We start from the raw sequence: 18,709 nt of genomic DNA on the forward strand, positions 1-18,709 counted from the left end.
AAAATTCAGTTTATCAAAAAAGGCGACTCTTTCGAGTTGCCTTTTTGTTTGAGAGGTTCTTATGAGTCGAGACATTCTAGCAGAAATCGTAGCCAAGCGCAAAGCGGATATCGAACGTCTGGGAATCTGTTTTGGATTCGAACGTCCCAAACGCACTCGCCCACTGCACCCGTTTATCGCAAAGCCGGGAACCATTCTTGAAGTCAAGCGTTCCTCTCCGTCCAAAGGAAACATTGCCATGGGACTCGACCCGGTCGAAACCGCTCGCAAGTATGCCGAAGCCGGTACCAGCGCGATTTCCGTTCTCACAGAAGGCAATTACTTTAACGGATCCCTCGCCGATATTTTGAAAGTCGCCGCTGCGGCTCCGAACTGTGCCATTCTGCGCAAGGATTTTCTCCTTTCCCCGGAAGAAATCGACGTCGCCTACGACTTTGGTGCTGATGCAGTCCTTTTGATCGCCCGCATTCTCGACGATTCTACCTTGTGCGCCATGGCGAACCGCGCACGAGAACTCGGCATGACTCCATTTGTCGAAGTCCGCACCAAAGACGATCTTCGCAAGTTAAAGCTTGTACAAAAAGACGGTGAATGCGTCGCCGGCGTGAACGCCCGCGACCTGCGCAACTTCCACATCGATCCGCTGATCCCAGCCGCATTCCGCAAAGAACTCGGACCTCGCGCCGTTTTCGAAAGCGGTGTCAAGGAACCCAGCGATGCCGCTTTCGCCCGCCGTCTGGGCTTTGAAGGCATTCTCATCGGAGAAGCAGCGGCAAAGTCGCCAGACTCCGCCAAGAATCTCGTCAGCGCCTTCCTCGGCGCAGAACCAAACGGCTACGGAAAATTTTGGAAGGCATACGCCGAAAAGCGTGAAGAAATCCGCAAGAACTTCCCCGGCAAGCCTCTCGCTAAAATCTGCGGCATTACGAACGTCGAAGACGCGCTTCTCGCAGCGGAACTCGGAGCTAACATGCTCGGCTTTATGTTCTACAGCAAAAGCCCGCGCAACACAAACGAAGCCGACACGCGAAAGATCGTCCAAAGCCTGAAAGAAAAATTCAAAGGGCAGGCGCCTCTCTGCGTGGGCGTCGTTGCAGACCACGGCACCGCCGAAGAAAAGACCGCGATTGCACTTGCATCCGAAGGCGTTTTGGACGCGGTCCAGTTCCACGGCGTAGCGATTCCTGCAGAAGCAGAAAGTGCAAACATCGGCTACTACTCCACAGTCCGTCTGCAGTCCATGTCCGAAGTCGAAGCTCTGATTGCAGCTTCCAAGCACAGCCTTCCGCGTACTCTGATCGACGCTTACGTGCCCGATGTTGTCGGCGGAACGGGAAAACGCATCGATGACGCCCTTGTGGACGCCGTGCGTGCCCAGGAAGCTCTCTGGATGGCCGGAGGCATTTCCCCGGAAAACATCGCAGAAATCGTTAAGCGCTTTGAACCGGAACTCGTCGATCTTTCGACATCCCTCGAAGCTACCCACGGAAAGAAGGATGCAGACAAGCTCCGCGCCTTCTTTAAGGCAATCCGTTAAAGATTAAACAGAATCCTTACAATGCAAAAGCGGTCGCTCCTAGAGCGACCGCTTTTCGAAGATGGAGGTGAGGAGAGTCGAACTCCTGTCCAAAACCACGTCCCCGTTCATTCCTACGTGCGTTCCCTTCGTATTTAAGGTCTCACCGGTCTCTACGCCCAAGAAGGTCGGCGCAGGTTCCAGCCAGCTCTGTAAATTTTGGAAGTCGCCCCAGAGCATGACGCCATCCTATCCCACATTGCGACTGGAGGTCTGAATCCCGTGGGAGGGGATCCAGTTCCAGCGTTGCTATAAATTAAGCAGCGAGTGCGTAATCTTCGTTAGCACTTATTGTTTTCCGGCTTTTTTACGAGGCCAGCCAGACCCTCGGCACGCAACTCACGCTTCAGCAGCCCTGTCGAAACCAGAGCACCCCCGCAGAATCACATTTCCAATTTACGAAATTTTCGGAAAGGCTTCAAGTCCTCTCCCTTATTCCAACATGGAACTTCAGAAAAATCCCGTTTTTACCTTGTAAAGCGGACATTTTGGAGTCCCTCGGAAGATTTCACCATCAAGATGTAATTTCCCTTCGCAAAATCTCGAATTTCCACATTCACCGAACGAGAATCCACCTTTTGGCTTTTCAGAACTTTACCGCGAAAATCCGTTACATAAAGCATCTTGGAGCCTGTCGGGAGCTTCACCACTAGAGTTTCTCCGATTTTCACCGCCGAAAGCTTTTCTGCCACAGGGGTCCGATCCTTGACCGAAGTCTTGTCGTCTTCAATTTCATACCAAGCCGCATTTTCAATACTTGCCGTCACTTCGGGAACCGCTTCCGTACGGTTCGCTCCGTAATTGTCCAAGGTCAGCATACCATCATCGACCACGCCATAAAACACGCCTTTCGAAATCGTCGACGTAAAATTATTTTCCAAATCACCACGAAGCTGAGCCGTTCCGTTCACCGTCTTATCGGCAACAGCCCACATCACGCCGTAGATTTCTGCACTCCCTCCAATAGTACTGTTGACGATCATCGACAAGGCGCCGACTTTCGCATTTTCGGATATTTTTCCACTGACAAGCCAAGCGTCATCTTCTAGGATCGCATTATCGGAAATCGTTCCTCCGGTAACCAAAGCACGTCCACGAAGGACCGCACTTCCGCTAATCGTTCCACCATTCACCACGGCAAAGTCTTCTATCCGCACATTGCCGCTGATATTTCCGCCGTTTACCACGGCATTCGGGCCCACATAAACCGTCGAAGCCACGCTTGCGCTATTGCTAACCCAGCCACCTCCATTGGAATGTCTGGAATAATTCGCAGTACTACTCGGAACCCAGGCGTTCTCCTGGAATCCTTCCGGTTTACCGTTTTCCACTTCAATCATATAAGGGTATCGATAAATGCTGTAATAGAACTGGTCCCAAAGGATCGTATGCATTTTCGAAGGAGCCGCGGTTACGGAAAGCCAAAGCGCCTTGTCAGAATTCTGCACCTCAATCGAAATATTTCCCGCCGTATCGAGCTTCATTTCGCTGTAACGCGGCGATCCGTCCGAGCCTTCGGCAACCAGTCCAAAAGCCCACTGGCTCGCCGCTTCGGGAATCGTATCCGGCGAATAATTGCACCAATGATAAACTTTGTCGTAGTAATCCGTATTATCGCCAAAGCAGGTATAGCCGCTGACCACTTTTTCATGCTGTACAATGCCACGGAATTTTACCGTCACCTTTCCTGTTGAATCCGGATAAATGCGCACCAAATTGTATCCCAAACGCTGCGGAGCCCAATAACTTGGGGAGATATAGCGATTATTTGCCGAATCCAAGCGATTCATCATGGTCACACGGGGATGTCTGCGATAAATGTCCCCCCAACCTGTCGCCCGGCGTGTTTCGAATTCATAATCGCCCCAAGTTTTTTGATAAAGAGCCTTCTTTGCCGGCGCATATTCAAGGGTCGCATTTTTCATGGCAAACTTTCCAAACTGTTTGTTTAGAGAATCGAGGCTCCAGCCATACACCATCATCATGGCGGTGAACGGAGTCTGCAACATACGCGCTTCCGTTCCGTCGTCCCCCACCGATTCCATCCAGATCCGATTGAATTCCATGGCGCCAGCATAGCCGCCCCCGAATTCTTCCTTCAAATGCTCCATAAATTGCCAGTTGCAGTAGCGGTCTCGGGTAGAACCGTAATACAGGTACGGAAAATTGATCAGAGCCTCGGAACAGTAATGCGCATCTGTCGGGTAAACCTGATGCGCCATCCAGTTTGCATGGGATTCCGCAATCCAGCCCGTGTGGGAATTATTCCCCATCCATCCTGCCACGCCCTGCATGCCATGCGCATATTCATGCGCAAGCCCCCAGGTATCCGATAAGGCGCCGTTTCCAAGCCAAAGCCCCGGGGAGCATTCTCCATTCAGGCAGGCTTCCGAATTCGACCCACCATATAAAGCCCCCATTTTTGAATTTTCAAAAATATAAGCAACGCTCTTGCACTTCAGATTGGCAGAGCTTGGCTGCGGAAGCATCCATTTTAAGGAATCATGGTAAACGGAAAAAATATATTCAAGCGTTTTCAAGGCGGTCTCTGCATCGCTTAATGATACGCTTACATTGTTCGCAGACCCGTCGTCAAAAGTCGCCTTTTTGCAAATTTCAAAATGATCCGACGAAGCGATCAGCGTATGCCCTTTCGCTTCACAAACCGGACTCCAAGTTTGCGAAAACGCAGAACCGAATCCAAACACGACCATCGCCGTAGAAATCAAGACCTTTTTCACAGCCCATCTCCTTTTTAGAATTAAAATATTCTGAGATGGAAAAAGAAAGCCTTTTTATGGGCAAAAAACGTGTTAAAGTCGTGTTAAAAAGAGAAAAGTTCCAAAAAGCCCAAAGGATTCCCTCTGGACTTTTAGAATACGAATAAGCTTGATTACTTGAAGAAATTTGAAACCGCGTTCGCAGCCTTGGTCAAACCTTTTTCGGTGCCTTCTGCCGCCTTCGTGATTCCCTTTTCGGCTCCGGCAGCACCCTTTTTGACACCTTTTTCAGCACCGGCGGCACCTTTCTTGACACCTTTTGCAGTTCCGGCAGCACCCTTTTTAATGCCTTTTTCGGTGCCGGCGGCAGCCTTGTCAACGGTTTCGCTTGCCGTTGCCGCATAGCTCACACTTCCCATCGCAAGAAGAACCGAGATACCCAAAAGAATTTTGCGCAATTTCATTTTCGCCTCACAGGATTTTGAATTACACGCTTAGAATAACGCTCATTTCCTTCATAAACCCACTTTTTCAAAAAATCTCTGTTAAATATAAACTAAATTTAGAGCAGAACCCATTAAACAAATCGAAACAGATGATCCGGAACACACTTCTATTCCTTACAAGTTTGTTTATCTCGCTCGCCATCACCGCCTGCGAAAATTCCCAAAACGCCCTCCAGAACCGCGTTTTTTCCATCCAAGACCTAGGCCACAAAAAAGTAGGCGTCCAGATCGGCAACACCGCCGACATCTATGCATCGGACTTCGGAGGAGACACTGCCAAAATCGATGTGGAACGCTATACCAAACTCGCCGATGCGATCCAGGCTCTCCGTCAAGGAAAAATCGATGCCGTTATGAGTGACGACGAACCGGCAAAGGCTTTTGTCAAGCAAAACCCATCGCTTCGCATCCTCGACGAAGTTTTTGTCGAAGAATTCTACGCCGGAGTCATCGCCAAGGAAAATAAAAGCCTTCTCGACAGCGTCAACCTCGCCATCCGAGAAATGAAGGCGAACGGAATTTACGATTCCCTATTCAACCGATACATCAACCGCACAAGCGAATTCCGTTACACGCCAAAAGTCCAGAACGGTCCGAAGCTCGTTCTCGCGACCAACGCGCAATTTCCTCCATACGAATATCACGCAGGCAACCAAATCATCGGTTTAGACATCGACATCTGCTATTATATCGCCGATTTCCTCGGGCGCACCCTTGAAATCCAGGATATTGAATTCGACGCGATCATCAACGCCGTTTCCTCAGGCAAGGCCGACATGGGTTTTGCCGGATTCTCCGTGACCGAAGAACGCAAAAAGTCCATCCATTTTACAGACAATTACACGCTTTCCAAAATCGTCGTCATCGTCCGCGGAGAAAAAAACGACGAGCTTGAAGAAAGTTTCTCCGAACACTTTTACAAGAATTTCATCAAGGATGCCCGTTGGAAATTTATCGTCCAAGGCCTCGGAAACACGCTCCTCATTTCCTTCTTCGCAGCCCTTCTTGGCATTGTCATCGGCTTCCTCATCGCCATGTTCCGCGTGAACAACGAATACAACGGACGTTACAAAATTCCTAACGCCATCGGCAAAGTTTATCTCGCCGTCATTCGCGGAACCCCGATGATGGTCCAACTTTTGATCATTTACTATGTCGTATTTTCATCCGTCAACATCAACAAGATTCTTGTCGCCATCATCGCATTCGGCTTGAATTCCGGAGCCTACGTTTCCGAAATTATCCGCAGCGGCATCAAAGGTGTGGATCCTGGGCAAATCGAAGCGGGTCGCAGCCTCGGTCTCCGCTTCCGCACAGTCCTCTTCTACATCGTCTATCCGCAAGCCTTTAAAAATTCCATGCCCGCCCTGACAAACGAATTCGTTTCCCTCATCAAGGAAACTTCGATTGTCGGCTACATCGGTCTCACCGACCTGACCCGTGGCGGAGACATTATCCGCAGCATGACATACGAAGCCATGCTCCCGCTTCTTGCCGTCGCCGCAATTTATTTTGTACTCGTTGCGGGCCTTTCTACCGTCGTCTCTAAGCTTGAAAAGAGGATGAAGAAAAATGAACGCTAATAGTGAAATTTTGATTCAGGTCAAGAATCTCTGCAAAGCTTATGGCGAAAAGCAGATTCTCAAGAACGTCTCCTTGGATGTTCACAAAGGCGATGTCATTGCAATCATCGGGCCTTCAGGTTGTGGAAAATCCACTTTTTTACGCCAGCTGAATCTTCTCGAAAATCCGACAAGTGGCGACATTCTCCTTGACGGAGAAAGCATTCTTCAAAAAAAGACTTCTAAGCCGGACATCCGAAAGCGCGTAGGAATGGTCTTCCAACAGTTCAACCTGTTCAAGAACATGACCGCCCTCAAAAACATCCAGTTTGCCCCGGCAAAGCTCGGTCTCCTCTCCAAAGCCGAAGCCGAAACAAAAGCTCGCGAACTTTTAGCGCGCGTAGGACTTTCCGACAGGGCCGATCATTATCCGGCACAACTTTCCGGTGGACAGCAGCAGCGCATCGCAATCGCACGCGCTCTTGCCATGAATCCAGAAGTGCTCCTGTTCGACGAGCCCACAAGCGCGCTCGATCCGGAAATGGTCGGAGAAGTTCTCAAAATCATGAAGGAACTCGCCCTATCCGGCATGACCATGCTCGTCGTAACCCACGAAATGAATTTCGCCAAAGAAGTCGCCAATCGCGTACTCTTCTTCTCGGACGGAATCATCAAGGAAGACGGTTCTCCGGAAGAAATTTTCGACCACCCCAAGGATGCCCGCCTTCAGGAATTTCTTTCAGCGTTAAAAAAGTAAATTAACCCTTTCCCTGCTCCACCTGCTTGATGTCCTTCTAGGACGCCTTGTTCAGGGAGTAAGTATCTTTCAAAAGTAAAGGCTTTTTGATTCATCCCGAGCAGCTCTTTCAGTTCCACGTGCTGGGTTCTTAGACCGTTTTCCGAACGGGCATCCACCTTTTCAAAGAAACCGTCGATTCGCACAATGTGCATGCTGTTCAGACCAAAGCCTTTCAACCATCCAACCGATGCAAAAGGCACTCCCGTCGAAACGATCATTTCCCCATCCAGATTTTCAAAAGTACCAAGGCCCGTATCGCCATGCGCCAAAAGGTCCGCAATGGTAACGACCTTTCGGGTATAACCCAGCGGTAATGCGTTCAACGTGGAAATCTGATACACGCGTTCTCCCCTAAAGTCTTTGTTTTTCATTCAAATAGAAAACCCGAAAGTCGTCACCAACTTTCGGGCATCTTCAAAAGGCGCGTTTAGCCGTGTTCACTAAAAGGCTTAGCCTAGCTTGTTCACAATCAAAGTCTTCGCGGCGAACGTGTCGCGGTCAATCCACTTCACAAGCAAAGAAACCTTATTGTCTGCGTCGAGAGCCTTCCAATAAGCATCGAGAGTCTTTTCTGCGGTGTCAAAAATCGGCATCCACTGCGGAACGCCTGCGAAAGACGGAATCGGGCTGCCATTCGTCACATAGGTCGAGACGAAGTGGCCAAGGCCCGGAAGAGCCTTTTCATAGCTGAACGTTTCGCGAATGCAGCCTGCATCTTCGGAATTGTCTTCGGACTTGAGGACCGAAAGCTGGTACACATACGGACTTGCGGAACGGTACGTGATGCCGGAAATGCGCGGGGTGAAGTTCGGAGCATCATCTTCGTATTCACGGGTGGCGAGAGCGCTTTCGAAAGAACCGCCCAAGCGGATGCCGTCAAAAATCGTGTCCGTCTGGTCGCCGTTCGTGATGATGTGGGAATTCGGCAGGTGGCGAGCCGGATAGTAAATGATGAGATGCGGGTCGGTAAGCTTGCTTTCATCAAAAGCTTTGGTCTTCACAAAGCCCGTATCTTCCAGTTCGAAAACACGGTTGCGGCTATTGACGCTGCGGCCCATGATCCAGTAGACCTGAACAAAGGACTTTCCATCCGGAGACGTGCCGAGAACGATTCCGCGACCCGGATACGGATTCTTGGAAAGATTCTGGAAATTTTCTTCTGCTTTAGACTGATAGCTCATCATGACCTCGTTGTTTTGCGGCAAATATAGAAAAGGAACGCCGTTTTCGTTTCATTTTTCGCCATTTTGCTTTTTGTTTCATTTTGAAACGTTCTGTGAAACACTTTTCCCAAAATATCCCCAAAAAGCCTTAAAAAATCCCGTTTTATGCTTTGGCACGATTCTTGCATAGTCCTTGACTGAACAAAGGCAGCGAAAGCTGAGAAACATTTCAACAAAGAGGTACACCCACTATGATTAAGCCACTTGCAGACAGAGTTCTCATTGAACCGGCTCCGGCAGAAGATAAGACCGTCAGCGGACTTTACATTCCTGATAACGCTAAAGAAAAGCCGATGCAGGGCACCGTTATCGCCGCTGGTCCGGGCAAGAAGGACGAAAATGGCAAGGCTATCGCCATGGACGTCAAGGTCGGCGATAAGGTCCTTTATGGCAAGTACAGCGGTACGGAAGTGACCGTCGATGGCAAAGAATATCTGATCGTTCGTGAAAGCGATATTTTCGCAATCCTCTAATACACGGACAGACCTCAAAATATTTCAAGAATTAGGAGATTTACAAAATGGCTAAGCAATTGAAGTTTGATGTTGCAGCACGTGAAAAGTTGATGAAGGGCGTAGACCAGCTCGCAAATGCTGTGAAGGTCACTCTCGGCCCCAAGGGTCGCAATGTGATGGTCGGCAAGGCATACGGCGCTCCGACCGTGACGAAGGACGGCGTTTCCGTCGCCAAGGAAATCGAACTCGAAGACGCGTTTGAAAACCTCGGCGCTCAGATGGCGAAGGAAGTCGCCAGCAAGACGAACGACGCCGCTGGTGACGGTACGACCACCGCAACCGTTCTCGCCCAGGCTATCACCCGTGAAGGCCTCAAGAACGTCGCAGCCGGCGCAAACCCGATGGACATCAAGCGCGGCATGGACAAGGCAGTTGACGCTGTGATCGAAAAGCTCGCCAAGATGGCTGTGAAGATCAACGGCAAGGAACACATCGCCCAGGTCGCTACGATTTCCGCTAACAACGACGCAGAAATCGGCGAACTCCTCGCTAACGCGATGGAAAAGGTCGGCAAGGACGGCGTGATTACTCTCGAAGAATCCAAGACCGCCGAAACCACCCTCGACGTCGTCGAAGGTATGCAGTTCGACCGCGGCTACCTCTCTCCGTACTTCGCAACGAACACGGACACGATGGAAGTCAACCTCGAAGATCCGTTCATCTTGCTCTACGACAAGAAGATCAGCTCCATGAAAGACTTGCTCCCGATCCTTGAACAGGTCGCTAAGCAGGGCAAGGCTCTCCTCATCGTCGCCGAAGACGTCGATGGCGAAGCTCTCGCAACCCTCGTTGTGAACAAGATCCGTGGCACCTTGAAGGTCGCTGCCGTGAAGGCTCCGGGTTTCGGTGACCGTCGTAAGGCAATGCTCCAGGATATCGCAATCCTCACCGGCGGCGCACTCGTTTCCGAAGAAACCGGTGCAAAGCTTGAAGATGCTCCGATTACCGTCCTCGGCCGTGCAAAGTCTGTCACCATTACGAAGGACAACACGACGATCGTCGAAGGTGCTGGCAACGCCGACGCTATCAAGGCTCGCGTGAACCAGATTAAGAAACAGATCGAAACGACGACGAGCGACTACGACCGTGAAAAACTCCAGGAACGCTTGGCAAAGCTCGCTGGCGGCGTGGCTGTGATCAAGGTCGGTGCTGCTACCGAAGTTGAAATGAAGGAAAAGAAGGACCGAGTCGACGACGCTATGCACGCAACCCGTGCTGCTGTCGAAGAAGGCATTGTTCCGGGTGGCGGCGTTGCCTTCATTCGCGCTGCAAGCGCTATCGACGAACTCAAGTTCGAAAACACAGACGAAGCAACTGGCGCAAAGATTATCCGTCGCGCTATCGAAGAACCGCTCCGTCAGATTGTGAAGAACGCTGGTCTCGAAGACTCCGTGATCGTGAACAAGGTCAAGGAAGGCAAGGACGGCTACGGCTACAACGCCAAGACCGACGCTTACGAGGACCTGATCAAGGCTGGCGTCATTGACCCGGCGAAGGTCACGAAGACCGCTTTGAAGAACGCTTCTTCCATCGCTTCCATGCTCCTCTCTACGGACTGCGTGATCGTGGAAAAGAAGGAAGACAAGCCGATTGCCGCACCGCAGATGGGTGCAGGCATGGGCGGCATGATGTAATCGTTCCAAAGCTCAAGACTTTGAAAGACCGTGCGAACGCACGGTCTTTTTCGTTTCAAAACGAAACACCTAAAGATTCAAAACGCTTCAAATCCCCCATTTTTCGCTTTGGCATGGATTTTGCATTTAGAAATGCGAACTTTTACAAAACGATTTTTAACATAAAGGCTTAAATAAAATCATGGCAGAAGAACAGGAAAAGAACCCACAGGAATCCGCAGCAAACGACGACATTCTGAAGCAGGCAGAAGAGATTGCCGGCATTAAGCCGGAAGAAGCTCCGGCAGCTGAAGAAAAAGCCGCCGAAGAAGCAAAGGCAGAAGAAGCTCAGCCAATCGATCCAAAGGACGCAGAACTTCAGAAGCTCCAGGCAGAAAATGCCGCGCTGAAGGAACAGGCAAATGCTGCAGCAGATAAGTTCGTCCGTTTGATGGCGGAATTCGACAATTTCCGCCGCCGCACCGCCAAGGAACAGCTCGATTTGATCGAAACCGCAAACGGAAAACTCCTCGAAAAGCTTTCCGAAGTACTCGACAACTTCGAACGCGCCGCGGCTCCGGAAAACAACCAACAGAAAGACTTTGACGCCTTCTCCAAAGGCATCCAGATGATCCACGACCAGTTCTATAAAATCCTCACGGACGCTGGCCTCGTGCAAATCGACCCGGTCGGCCAGGAATTTGACCCGAACGAACAAGAAGCCCTGATGAACCAGCCATCGGATACCGTTCCGGAATCCCACGTGGTGCAGGTTTTCCAGAAAGGTTACAAGCTCAAGAACAAGCTTTTGAAGACCGCCAAGGTAATCGTTTCGTCCGGTTCTGCTTCAAAATGAAACACAGGGTGTGAGAAGCCCGCGAAATTCAACAAATTTAAGCATCTGACGAGTTTGGCACGCATTTTGCTAAAACTAGGTCGGAAATAAAAAAGTTTAAGGAGATTACAGTTATGAGCAAGATTATCGGTATTGACCTCGGTACAACGAACAGTTGCGTCGCCGTGATGGAAGGCGGTAAGCCGGTCGTGATCGCAAACCCGGAAGGTTTCCGCACCACCCCGTCTATCGTTGCATTCGGCAAAAACGGCGAACGCCTCGTCGGCCACGTCGCAAAGCGCCAAGCAATTACCAATCCTGAAAACACGATTTACTCCATCAAGCGTTTCATGGGCCGTCATGCCGGCGAATGCTCCGATGCAGAAAAGCACATGCCGTACAAACTCATCGGTTCGGGCAACGATCTTGTCCGCGTGAAGATCGGCGACAAGGAATTCGCACCTCCGGAAATTTCCGCCATGGTTCTTCAGTCCATGAAAAAGACCGCTGAAGATTACCTCGGCCAGCCGGTGACACAGGCTGTGATTACGGTTCCGGCTTACTTCAGCGACTCCCAGCGTCAGGCAACGAAGGATGCAGGCAAGATCGCCGGTCTCGACGTTCTCCGCATTGTGAACGAACCGACGGCTGCTGCCCTCGCCTACGGCCTTGACTCCAAGAAGAGCGAAAAGGTTGCTGTGTATGATCTCGGCGGTGGTACATTCGATATCTCGATCCTCGAAATCGACGACGGTATGTTCTCCGTGAAGGCTACGAACGGTGATACCATGCTCGGCGGTGACAACTTCGACGAAGTCATCATCGACTGGATCAACGACGAATTCAAGAAGGAAAATCCCTCCATCGACCTGAAGAGCGACAAGATGGCTCTCCAACGTTTGAAGGATGCGGCAGAAAAGGCGAAGATCGACCTTTCCGCCACCACTTCCACGAACATTAACCTTCCGTTCATTACGGCAGACGCTACCGGTCCGAAGCATTTGGACCTGACCCTCAGCCGCGCCAAGTTCGACCAGCTCACCGCTGAACTTGTCGAACGTACGATTGAACCGTGCAAGAAATGCTTGGCAGACTCTGGCCTTAGCCTTTCCGACATCGACGAAGTTCTCCTCGTCGGCGGTTCTACCCGTATCCCGGCAGTCCAGGCGAAGGTAAAGGAATTCTTCGGCAAGGAACCGAACAAGGGCGTGAACCCGGACGAAGTTGTCGCGATCGGCGCAGCTGTCCAAGGTGCAGTTCTTTCCGGTGACTCTTCCGTGAAGGACGTCCTTCTCCTCGACGTGACCCCGCTTTCCCTCGGTATCGAAACCCTCGGTGGCGTGATGACGAAGCTCATCGACCGCAACACGACGATTCCGACCAAGAAGAGCCAGGTGTTCTCGACCGCAGAAGACAACCAGTCCGCTGTGACGATTCACGTTCTTCAGGGTGAACGTACTTACGCTCGCGACAACCGCACCCTCGGCCACTTCGACTTGACGGGTATCAGCCCGAAGCCGCGTGGCGTGCCACAGATCGAAGTCACCTTCGACATCGACGCAAACGGCATTGTGCACGTGAGCGCTAAGGACAAGGAAACCGGCAAGGAACAGTCCATCAAGATTACGACCTCCAGTGGCCTTTCCGAAGACGAAATCGAACGTATGAAGAAGGACGCCGAAGCAAACGCAGAAAAGGATAAGGCTGACCGCGAACGCGAAGAAGCCAAGAACAAGGCTGAACAGGTTGTCTATCAGGCCGAAAAGATGATGAAGGATAATGGCGACAAGATTCCGGCTGACACGAAGAGCCAGCTCCAGGCCGCCATCGACGAAATCAAGTCCAAGAAGGACAACGGCTCGAAGGAAGAAATTGACGCCGCCGTGAACAAGCTCCAGAGCATGATCAGCTCCATGGCTGGTGCTGCCCAGGGCGCTCCGAACGCTGGTGCTTCTGCAGAACCGCACGCCGAACCGAAAAAGGACAACGGCAAGGACGGTCCAATCGACGCTGACTACACCGTAGTCGACGACGACAAGAAGTAATCCGGTATTCTCCTTGGTTAGATAACCTATAGGATTTTCCCCTCCTCGGGGGGGGAATCCTTTTTTTTGTAATTTTGAACACGAAATTTTAATCTGACTTTTTAAGAGAGATTTGGATCATGGCAGAGAAAAGAGATTACTACGAAGTCCTAGGCGTTTCCAAAGATGCAAGCGCCGACGACATCAAGCACGCGTACAAAAAACTCGCCATTAAATATCACCCGGACAAGAACCCGGGCAACAAGGAAGCAGAAGAAAAGTTCAAGGAAGCTGCTGAAGCTTACGAAGTGCTCTCCGATTCAAAGAAGCGCGCCCAATACGACCAGTTCGGCTTTAACATGCCGGGCGCAGGCGGTCCAGGCGCAGGCGGCTTCAGCGGCGGTTTCAGCAACTTCGAAGATATCTTCAGCCAGTTCGGCGACATCTTCGGCGGTGGCTTCGGCGGATTCCATTCGTCTTCCCGTGGTCGTCAAGGTCCTCCGCGTGGACAGGATCTGCAAATCAAGATCGCTCTCTCGTATAAAGAAATTCTCACCGGTACGACGAAGAAGGTCCGCCTAAAGCGTTATGCGCCTTGTACGGAATGTAACGGCAAGGGCGGTTCTAATGTGAAGGAATGCCCTACTTGCCACGGTACAGGCCGTGTACGCCGCGTGACGCGTTCGTTCTTCCAAATGGTGAGCGAAACGACTTGCCCGGACTGTAACGGTCTCGGCGAAGTGATCGGCAAGCCGTGTTCTATTTGCCACGGCGAAGGTCGCGTTCTCGAAGAAGAAACGATTTCGATCAAGATTCCGGTCGGCGTTTCGGAAGGCCAGTATTTGAACTTGCGCGGCGAAGGCCATTGCGGTCCTCGCGGCGGCGCTGCGGGCGATTTGCTCGTCGTCATCGCCGAAAAGAAGAACGACTTTTACACGCGTGAAGGCGATGACCTGCACTGCACCATCGACGTTCCTGTTTACAAGCTCGTCTTGGGCGGAAACCTTCGCATTCCGACTCTCGACGGTGGCGAAGTTTCGATCAAGGTTTCAGCCGGTACGCAGCCGGGAGCCGTGTTCCGTCTGAAGGAACAGGGACTTCCTCCGCTGAACGGACGTGGCGCGCGTGGAAACCTCTTCGTCGAAGTGAATGCGGCCATTCCGACCGATCTTTCTTCGAAGGAAAAGGACCTTTACAAGCAGCTAGCGGAACTTCGCAAAGACAAGGACAATGCGAAGGACGAAAGCCTGATTGAAAAGATCAAAGGTTTCTTCTCGTAAAAAATAACTCAAAATCCGGGTGAATCATGAATGTCAAGATTCTTCCACAACCGGATGACGTGACGTGCGGGCCTACAAGCCTGCACGCGATCTACCATCACTACGGTTACCAGATTTCCCTCCATCGGCTGATCAGCGAGATTGAGATGCTCGAAGGAGGCGGAACCCTGGGAGTCTTTCTCGGCCTCGACGCCTTAAAGCGCGGATTCGATGCAACCATCCATTCTGTCAACCTAGAGATCTTTGATCCCACGTGGGTTAATTTATCTATGGAAGCGCTTGCCGACAAGCTGCGGCAGGAATATGCGGCCAAGCATCGTGCCAAGCTCCGCGTCGCCATCAAGGCGTATCTCCGATTTATTGAATTGGGCGGAATCGTAAGCCTCAAAGACTTCAAACCGGGGCTTTTCGACCGCTATTTCAAAAAGAACGTTCCCCTGATTGCGGGCGTTTCTACTACTTTTCTGTATCAGAGCAAACGGGAATATACGAACTCGGACAACATGTCCGTTTTTGATGATATCCACGGCGACCCGATGGGTCACTTTGTTGTCGTCTACGGTGAAAACGAAGAGAAGAAATTCTTAATTGCTGATCCGGACTGTACAAATCCAATTGCCCATGATCACTATTACGCAGTTGAACGCAATCGACTCGTACATAGTATTCTCTTAGGTATTCTCACTTACGACAGCTTAATACTTGCCGTACAACCAAAAAAGAAATGAAAAAACTCATCGTTGTCAACAATCCGAAGAACTGGAAGTTTCACGTTTCTGAAGTGCAGGTCGTATCTGCCAAGGATTACTTGACAAATACAGAATTCACGAAGATGCGAAACGTGCGCGTCTTCAACCTGTGCAAAGACTACAGCTACCAAAGCAAAGGCTACTACGTATCCCTGCTCGCCGAAGCCCGTGGTCACAAAGTCATTCCGAACGTCAAAAGCATTCGTGATTTCAAAGCACCTGCTGTTGTCAAGAACATCTCAGAAGAAATCGACGACTTGATCCAGAAGAGTCTGCACAAGCTTACCGGCTCGGAATTCACCCTGTCGATTTACTTCGGTCAGAACGTGAGCCCGCAATATCTAGAACTTTCACAGGAGCTTTACCGACAGTTCCAGGCTCCGCTTCTGCGTGCGCACTTTGTGTTTAAACAGAAATGGTTTATTCAGAGTATCCGCCCGATCTGCGTGAACGAAATTCCGGATTCCCATTTGGAAATGGTGGACCAGTTCGCTAAGGAATACTTCGACAAGAACCGCTTTTCATCGGCTCACACGGACGACTATCTCTACGACCTCGCAATCCTCGTCAACCCGGAAGAAAAGGAACCTCCGTCCAATGCGAAGGCGATTCAAAAGTTTATCGCCGCCGCCGAAAAAACGGGTTTCCGCGTCGAGCTCATCACCAAAAAAGATTACCACCGCGTCGGCGAATTCGATGCACTCTTTATCCGCGAAACGACCAATGTGAACCATCACACGTACGCATTCGCACGCCGTGCACAGTCCCAGGGAATCGCCGTAATCGACGACCCGGACAGCATTCTCCGCTGTTCGAACAAGGTTTACCTGCAGGAACTGATGACGGTCGGAAAGATTCCCGCGCCACATACGATTATCGCCCATTCCGAAAACCGCCACGAGCTTTCCAAGCAAATCGGTTTTCCGATGATTTTGAAAGCTCCGGATTCGAGTTTCTCCATGGGCGTCGTCAAAGTCAAGGATGAAAAGGAACTACAGGCGAATCTCGACAAGATGTTCGAAAGCAGCGACCTGATCATTGCCCAGGAATTCACCCCGACGAAATTCGACTGGAGAATCGGCATTCTCGACGGCAGACCGTTCTACGCTTGCCGTTATTACATGGCCAAGGACCATTGGCAGATTTACAACTGGAACTCCAAAAACGAAGACGACATCTGCGGCCTCTTTGACTGCGTGCCTCTTGACGAAGTTCCCCACGGCATCATCAAGGCGGCCCTTCGCGTTGCCTCCCTCATTGGCAACGGTCTGTATGGTGTCGACCTCAAAGAAGTCAACGGCAAACCGATGGTGATTGAAGTCAATGACAACCCGAGCATCGATGACAACATCGAAGACCAAATCGGCGGAGAAAAGGTCTATCTCACGATCATGCACTCCCTGCGCCGCCGCATCGAAGAACGCATGAACTCGGCACAGCAACGTTTGCTGCAACATCACGGAATCGATTCTTACATCTTATGAGCAATTCTCCTTGGCATCTCTTCGATCGGTTCGGGCTTGAACTCGAATATATGATCGTTTCTAAAGAAACCGGCAAAGTTCTGCCCCGCGTCGATGCGGTTCTCGGCAAAGACGAAAACGGTGAAAACCGTTCGGACTTGCAACACGGTGACGTCGGGCTTTCGAACGAACTCGTTTCCCACGTTCTTGAATTCAAGTGTGCAGAACCGGCGAACAGTTTTGCCGGTTGGAGCGATCGATTCCACCAGGAAATCCTTGCGGCGAACGAAACGCTTTCAAAGATCGACGCAGAGCTTTTGCCGACCGCAGCGCATCCGTTTATGGATCCGATGACAGAAACAACGCTTTGGCCGTATGACTGCAACGAGATCTACGAAGCGTACAATCGCATCTTTGACTGCCGCGGTCACGGCTGGGCCAATTTGCAGTCCACGCATTTGAATATTTCGTTCTGCGGCGATGAAGAATTCGGAAAGCTTCACGCGGCGATTCGACTGCTCTTGCCGCTGATTCCGGCATTTGCCGCGTCGAGTCCTTATCTCGATAGCCGTTACACAGGCTACAAGGATGCTCGCATTGAAACGTACCGTCACAATCAGGAAAAAATTCCTAGCATTACCGGCAAGGTGATTCCGGAAGCGATCTTTACCGAAGCGGATTACAACGAAAAAATCTTTGAAGTCGTCAAACGTGATATTGCGCCGTACGATACGGATCATCTGCTGAATCATTTCTTCTTGAACAGCCGCGGAGCCATTGCACGCTTTGACCGTGGAACGGTGGAAATTCGACTGGTGGACATTCAGGAATGCCCCAAGGCGGACGTCGCCCTTGCGGAATTTGAAATGGCTATTCTCAAGGGATTTGCGAAGGGAACGTTTGCCTCTCTCGAAGTGCAAAAAGCATTCGACACGGACAAGCTCGTCAAGATTCTTTTTGCGACCGTCAAGGATGCGGAAGAAGCTCTGATTCAGGATGCCGATTATCTGAAAATCTTTGGAATGGAAACTTCCGAAATGCAAGCGAAGGACCTTTTAAAAGCCATCCTTCAAAAAGTGCATTCGGATATTTCCGCAGAATCCCAGACGGTCCTTGAAAAGATTCTGAATCGCGGAACGCTCGCGACTGTGCTCGTGAAAAAGCTCGGCGAAAAGCCGAGCCAAAAAGCCTTTGTGCAGGAGTATGCGAAACTCGCCCACTCGCTTGCGACAAATACGCTTTACATGTAATTACAGCGCAAGGAACGCAGCCTTGAGTTCTCGAGCAGCCACCTCCGGGTCGGCTGCTTTAGCATTTTCAGACAATTCCCTTTTTTATTTTCAGAATTTTTGACTTTCCGACACAAGAGATCAATGAAAAAGAAAACTCTACATTACAACACATCTAATAAGTAGAATTCATTTTTCGACATCCTCACTTTTCCCGCTTCACATCCTTTACGTTGTAAGCTTCCCCATAATTGTAAGCTTCCCCATAATTGTACTGGTTCGTCTCCTTGAGCATCGTCAGCAACTGGAGCAACTTGCCTCGGTCGGTAATATCGGAAACGCCCTTAGGCATTCCAAATTCGTCAAGCACAGGAACAAGTTCCTTGTCGAATGCGACGTTTATATAAAGTTCGTTATGTTCGACCTGCGTAGAATCCGGCTTTATGAGCTGTCCGCCGTATTCGATGATAGCATAGTAGAGCAGGTTGTCGTCGCCCAGAACGAAATAGCGCGTAACGGTAATAAAAAGCGCACTAAACAGAGCAAAAAGAACTATCGCTATTTTTTTGAAAGGTTGCCCAAGCATACTATGTAAAATAATATTTTCAAAGATTA

General features: G+C 50.6%; 16 protein-coding genes and 1 other RNA gene. 11 read left to right on the forward strand and 6 right to left on the reverse strand.

What is annotated here, in order from left to right:
• Positions 1-61: 61 nt before the first annotated feature.
• Positions 62-1,537, forward strand: coding sequence for a bifunctional indole-3-glycerol phosphate synthase/phosphoribosylanthranilate isomerase (gene trpF, locus MR847_RS00185; protein ID WP_287722505.1), 1,476 nt, complete (start codon positions 62-64; stop codon positions 1,535-1,537).
• A gap of 59 nt (positions 1,538-1,596) precedes the next feature.
• Here trpF and ssrA read toward each other — a convergent pair.
• From ssrA to MR847_RS00200, 3 genes are all read right to left on the reverse strand, one after another.
• Positions 1,597-1,953, reverse strand: a transfer-messenger RNA (tmRNA) gene (ssrA, locus tag MR847_RS00190).
• A 90-nt stretch (positions 1,954-2,043) separates the two neighbouring features.
• The gene (locus MR847_RS00195; protein WP_287722507.1) at positions 2,044-4,317 is read right to left on the reverse strand and encodes a DUF6055 domain-containing protein; all 2,274 of its coding nucleotides are present in this window, start codon (positions 4,315-4,317) and stop codon (positions 2,044-2,046) included.
• A 152-nt stretch (positions 4,318-4,469) separates the two neighbouring features.
• Positions 4,470-4,760: a hypothetical protein gene (locus MR847_RS00200; RefSeq protein ID WP_287722509.1), complete on the reverse strand. Its 291-nt coding sequence runs from the start codon at positions 4,758-4,760 to the stop codon at positions 4,470-4,472.
• Positions 4,761-4,891: 131 nt separating this feature from the next.
• Here MR847_RS00200 and MR847_RS00205 point away from each other — a divergent pair, with 131 nt between their 5' ends.
• Both MR847_RS00205 and MR847_RS00210 read left to right on the forward strand, forming a co-directional pair.
• Positions 4,892-6,385 (forward strand): ABC transporter substrate-binding protein/permease, encoded by a 1,494-nt coding sequence (locus MR847_RS00205; protein ID WP_100426482.1) that lies wholly within the window; start codon positions 4,892-4,894, stop codon positions 6,383-6,385.
• Positions 6,375-7,121 (forward strand): amino acid ABC transporter ATP-binding protein, encoded by a 747-nt coding sequence (locus MR847_RS00210; RefSeq protein ID WP_100426481.1) that lies wholly within the window; start codon positions 6,375-6,377, stop codon positions 7,119-7,121. Before MR847_RS00205 ends, MR847_RS00210 begins: the two co-directional genes overlap by 11 nt.
• Here MR847_RS00210 and MR847_RS00215 read toward each other — a convergent pair.
• Together MR847_RS00215 and MR847_RS00220 are read right to left on the reverse strand one after the other, a co-directional pair.
• Complete coding sequence (locus tag MR847_RS00215; protein ID WP_287722513.1) at positions 7,091-7,534, reverse strand: acetolactate decarboxylase; 444 nt, start codon at positions 7,532-7,534, stop codon at positions 7,091-7,093. The genes MR847_RS00210 and MR847_RS00215 overlap by 31 nt on opposite strands.
• A gap of 78 nt (positions 7,535-7,612) precedes the next feature.
• Entirely contained in the window at positions 7,613-8,347 is a 735-nt protein-coding gene (locus MR847_RS00220; protein WP_277003689.1) for an IMP cyclohydrolase, read from the reverse strand.
• Positions 8,348-8,577: 230 nt separating this feature from the next.
• On the opposite strand from MR847_RS00220, the gene groES reads away from it, so the two are divergent.
• The 8 genes from groES to MR847_RS00260 all read left to right on the forward strand — a co-directional run bounded on the left by groES (position 8,578) and on the right by MR847_RS00260 (position 18,115).
• Entirely contained in the window at positions 8,578-8,859 is a 282-nt protein-coding gene (gene groES / locus MR847_RS00225; protein ID WP_100426478.1) for a co-chaperone GroES, read from the forward strand.
• A gap of 47 nt (positions 8,860-8,906) precedes the next feature.
• Positions 8,907-10,535 (forward strand): chaperonin GroEL, encoded by a 1,629-nt coding sequence (groL, locus tag MR847_RS00230; protein ID WP_100426477.1) that lies wholly within the window; start codon positions 8,907-8,909, stop codon positions 10,533-10,535.
• A gap of 181 nt (positions 10,536-10,716) precedes the next feature.
• Positions 10,717-11,370, forward strand: coding sequence for a nucleotide exchange factor GrpE (locus tag MR847_RS00235; protein ID WP_100426476.1), 654 nt, complete (start codon positions 10,717-10,719; stop codon positions 11,368-11,370).
• A 113-nt stretch (positions 11,371-11,483) separates the two neighbouring features.
• Positions 11,484-13,394: a molecular chaperone DnaK gene (gene dnaK, locus MR847_RS00240; RefSeq protein ID WP_287722518.1), complete on the forward strand. Its 1,911-nt coding sequence runs from the start codon at positions 11,484-11,486 to the stop codon at positions 13,392-13,394.
• Between the two features lie 119 nt (positions 13,395-13,513).
• Positions 13,514-14,653, forward strand: coding sequence for a molecular chaperone DnaJ (dnaJ, locus tag MR847_RS00245; RefSeq protein WP_100426474.1), 1,140 nt, complete (start codon positions 13,514-13,516; stop codon positions 14,651-14,653).
• 26 nt (positions 14,654-14,679) lie between these two features.
• Entirely contained in the window at positions 14,680-15,381 is a 702-nt protein-coding gene (locus tag MR847_RS00250; protein WP_100426473.1) for a C39 family peptidase, read from the forward strand.
• Positions 15,378-16,886, forward strand: coding sequence for a RimK family ATP-grasp domain-containing protein (locus tag MR847_RS00255; protein ID WP_100426472.1), 1,509 nt, complete (start codon positions 15,378-15,380; stop codon positions 16,884-16,886). Before MR847_RS00250 ends, MR847_RS00255 begins: the two co-directional genes overlap by 4 nt.
• Positions 16,883-18,115, forward strand: coding sequence for a glutamate-cysteine ligase family protein (locus MR847_RS00260; protein ID WP_287722520.1), 1,233 nt, complete (start codon positions 16,883-16,885; stop codon positions 18,113-18,115). Before MR847_RS00255 ends, MR847_RS00260 begins: the two co-directional genes overlap by 4 nt.
• Positions 18,116-18,299: 184 nt before the next feature.
• Here the strand turns inward: MR847_RS00260 and MR847_RS00265 are convergent.
• Positions 18,300-18,709, reverse strand: a 410-nt coding sequence (locus MR847_RS00265; protein WP_287722521.1) for a hypothetical protein, incomplete at its 5' end; no start/stop codon positions are given.

Source organism: Hallerella sp. (assembly GCF_022776125.1).
In the GTDB taxonomy this organism is placed as follows: Bacteria; Fibrobacterota; Fibrobacteria; order Fibrobacterales; family Fibrobacteraceae; genus Hallerella; species Hallerella succinigenes.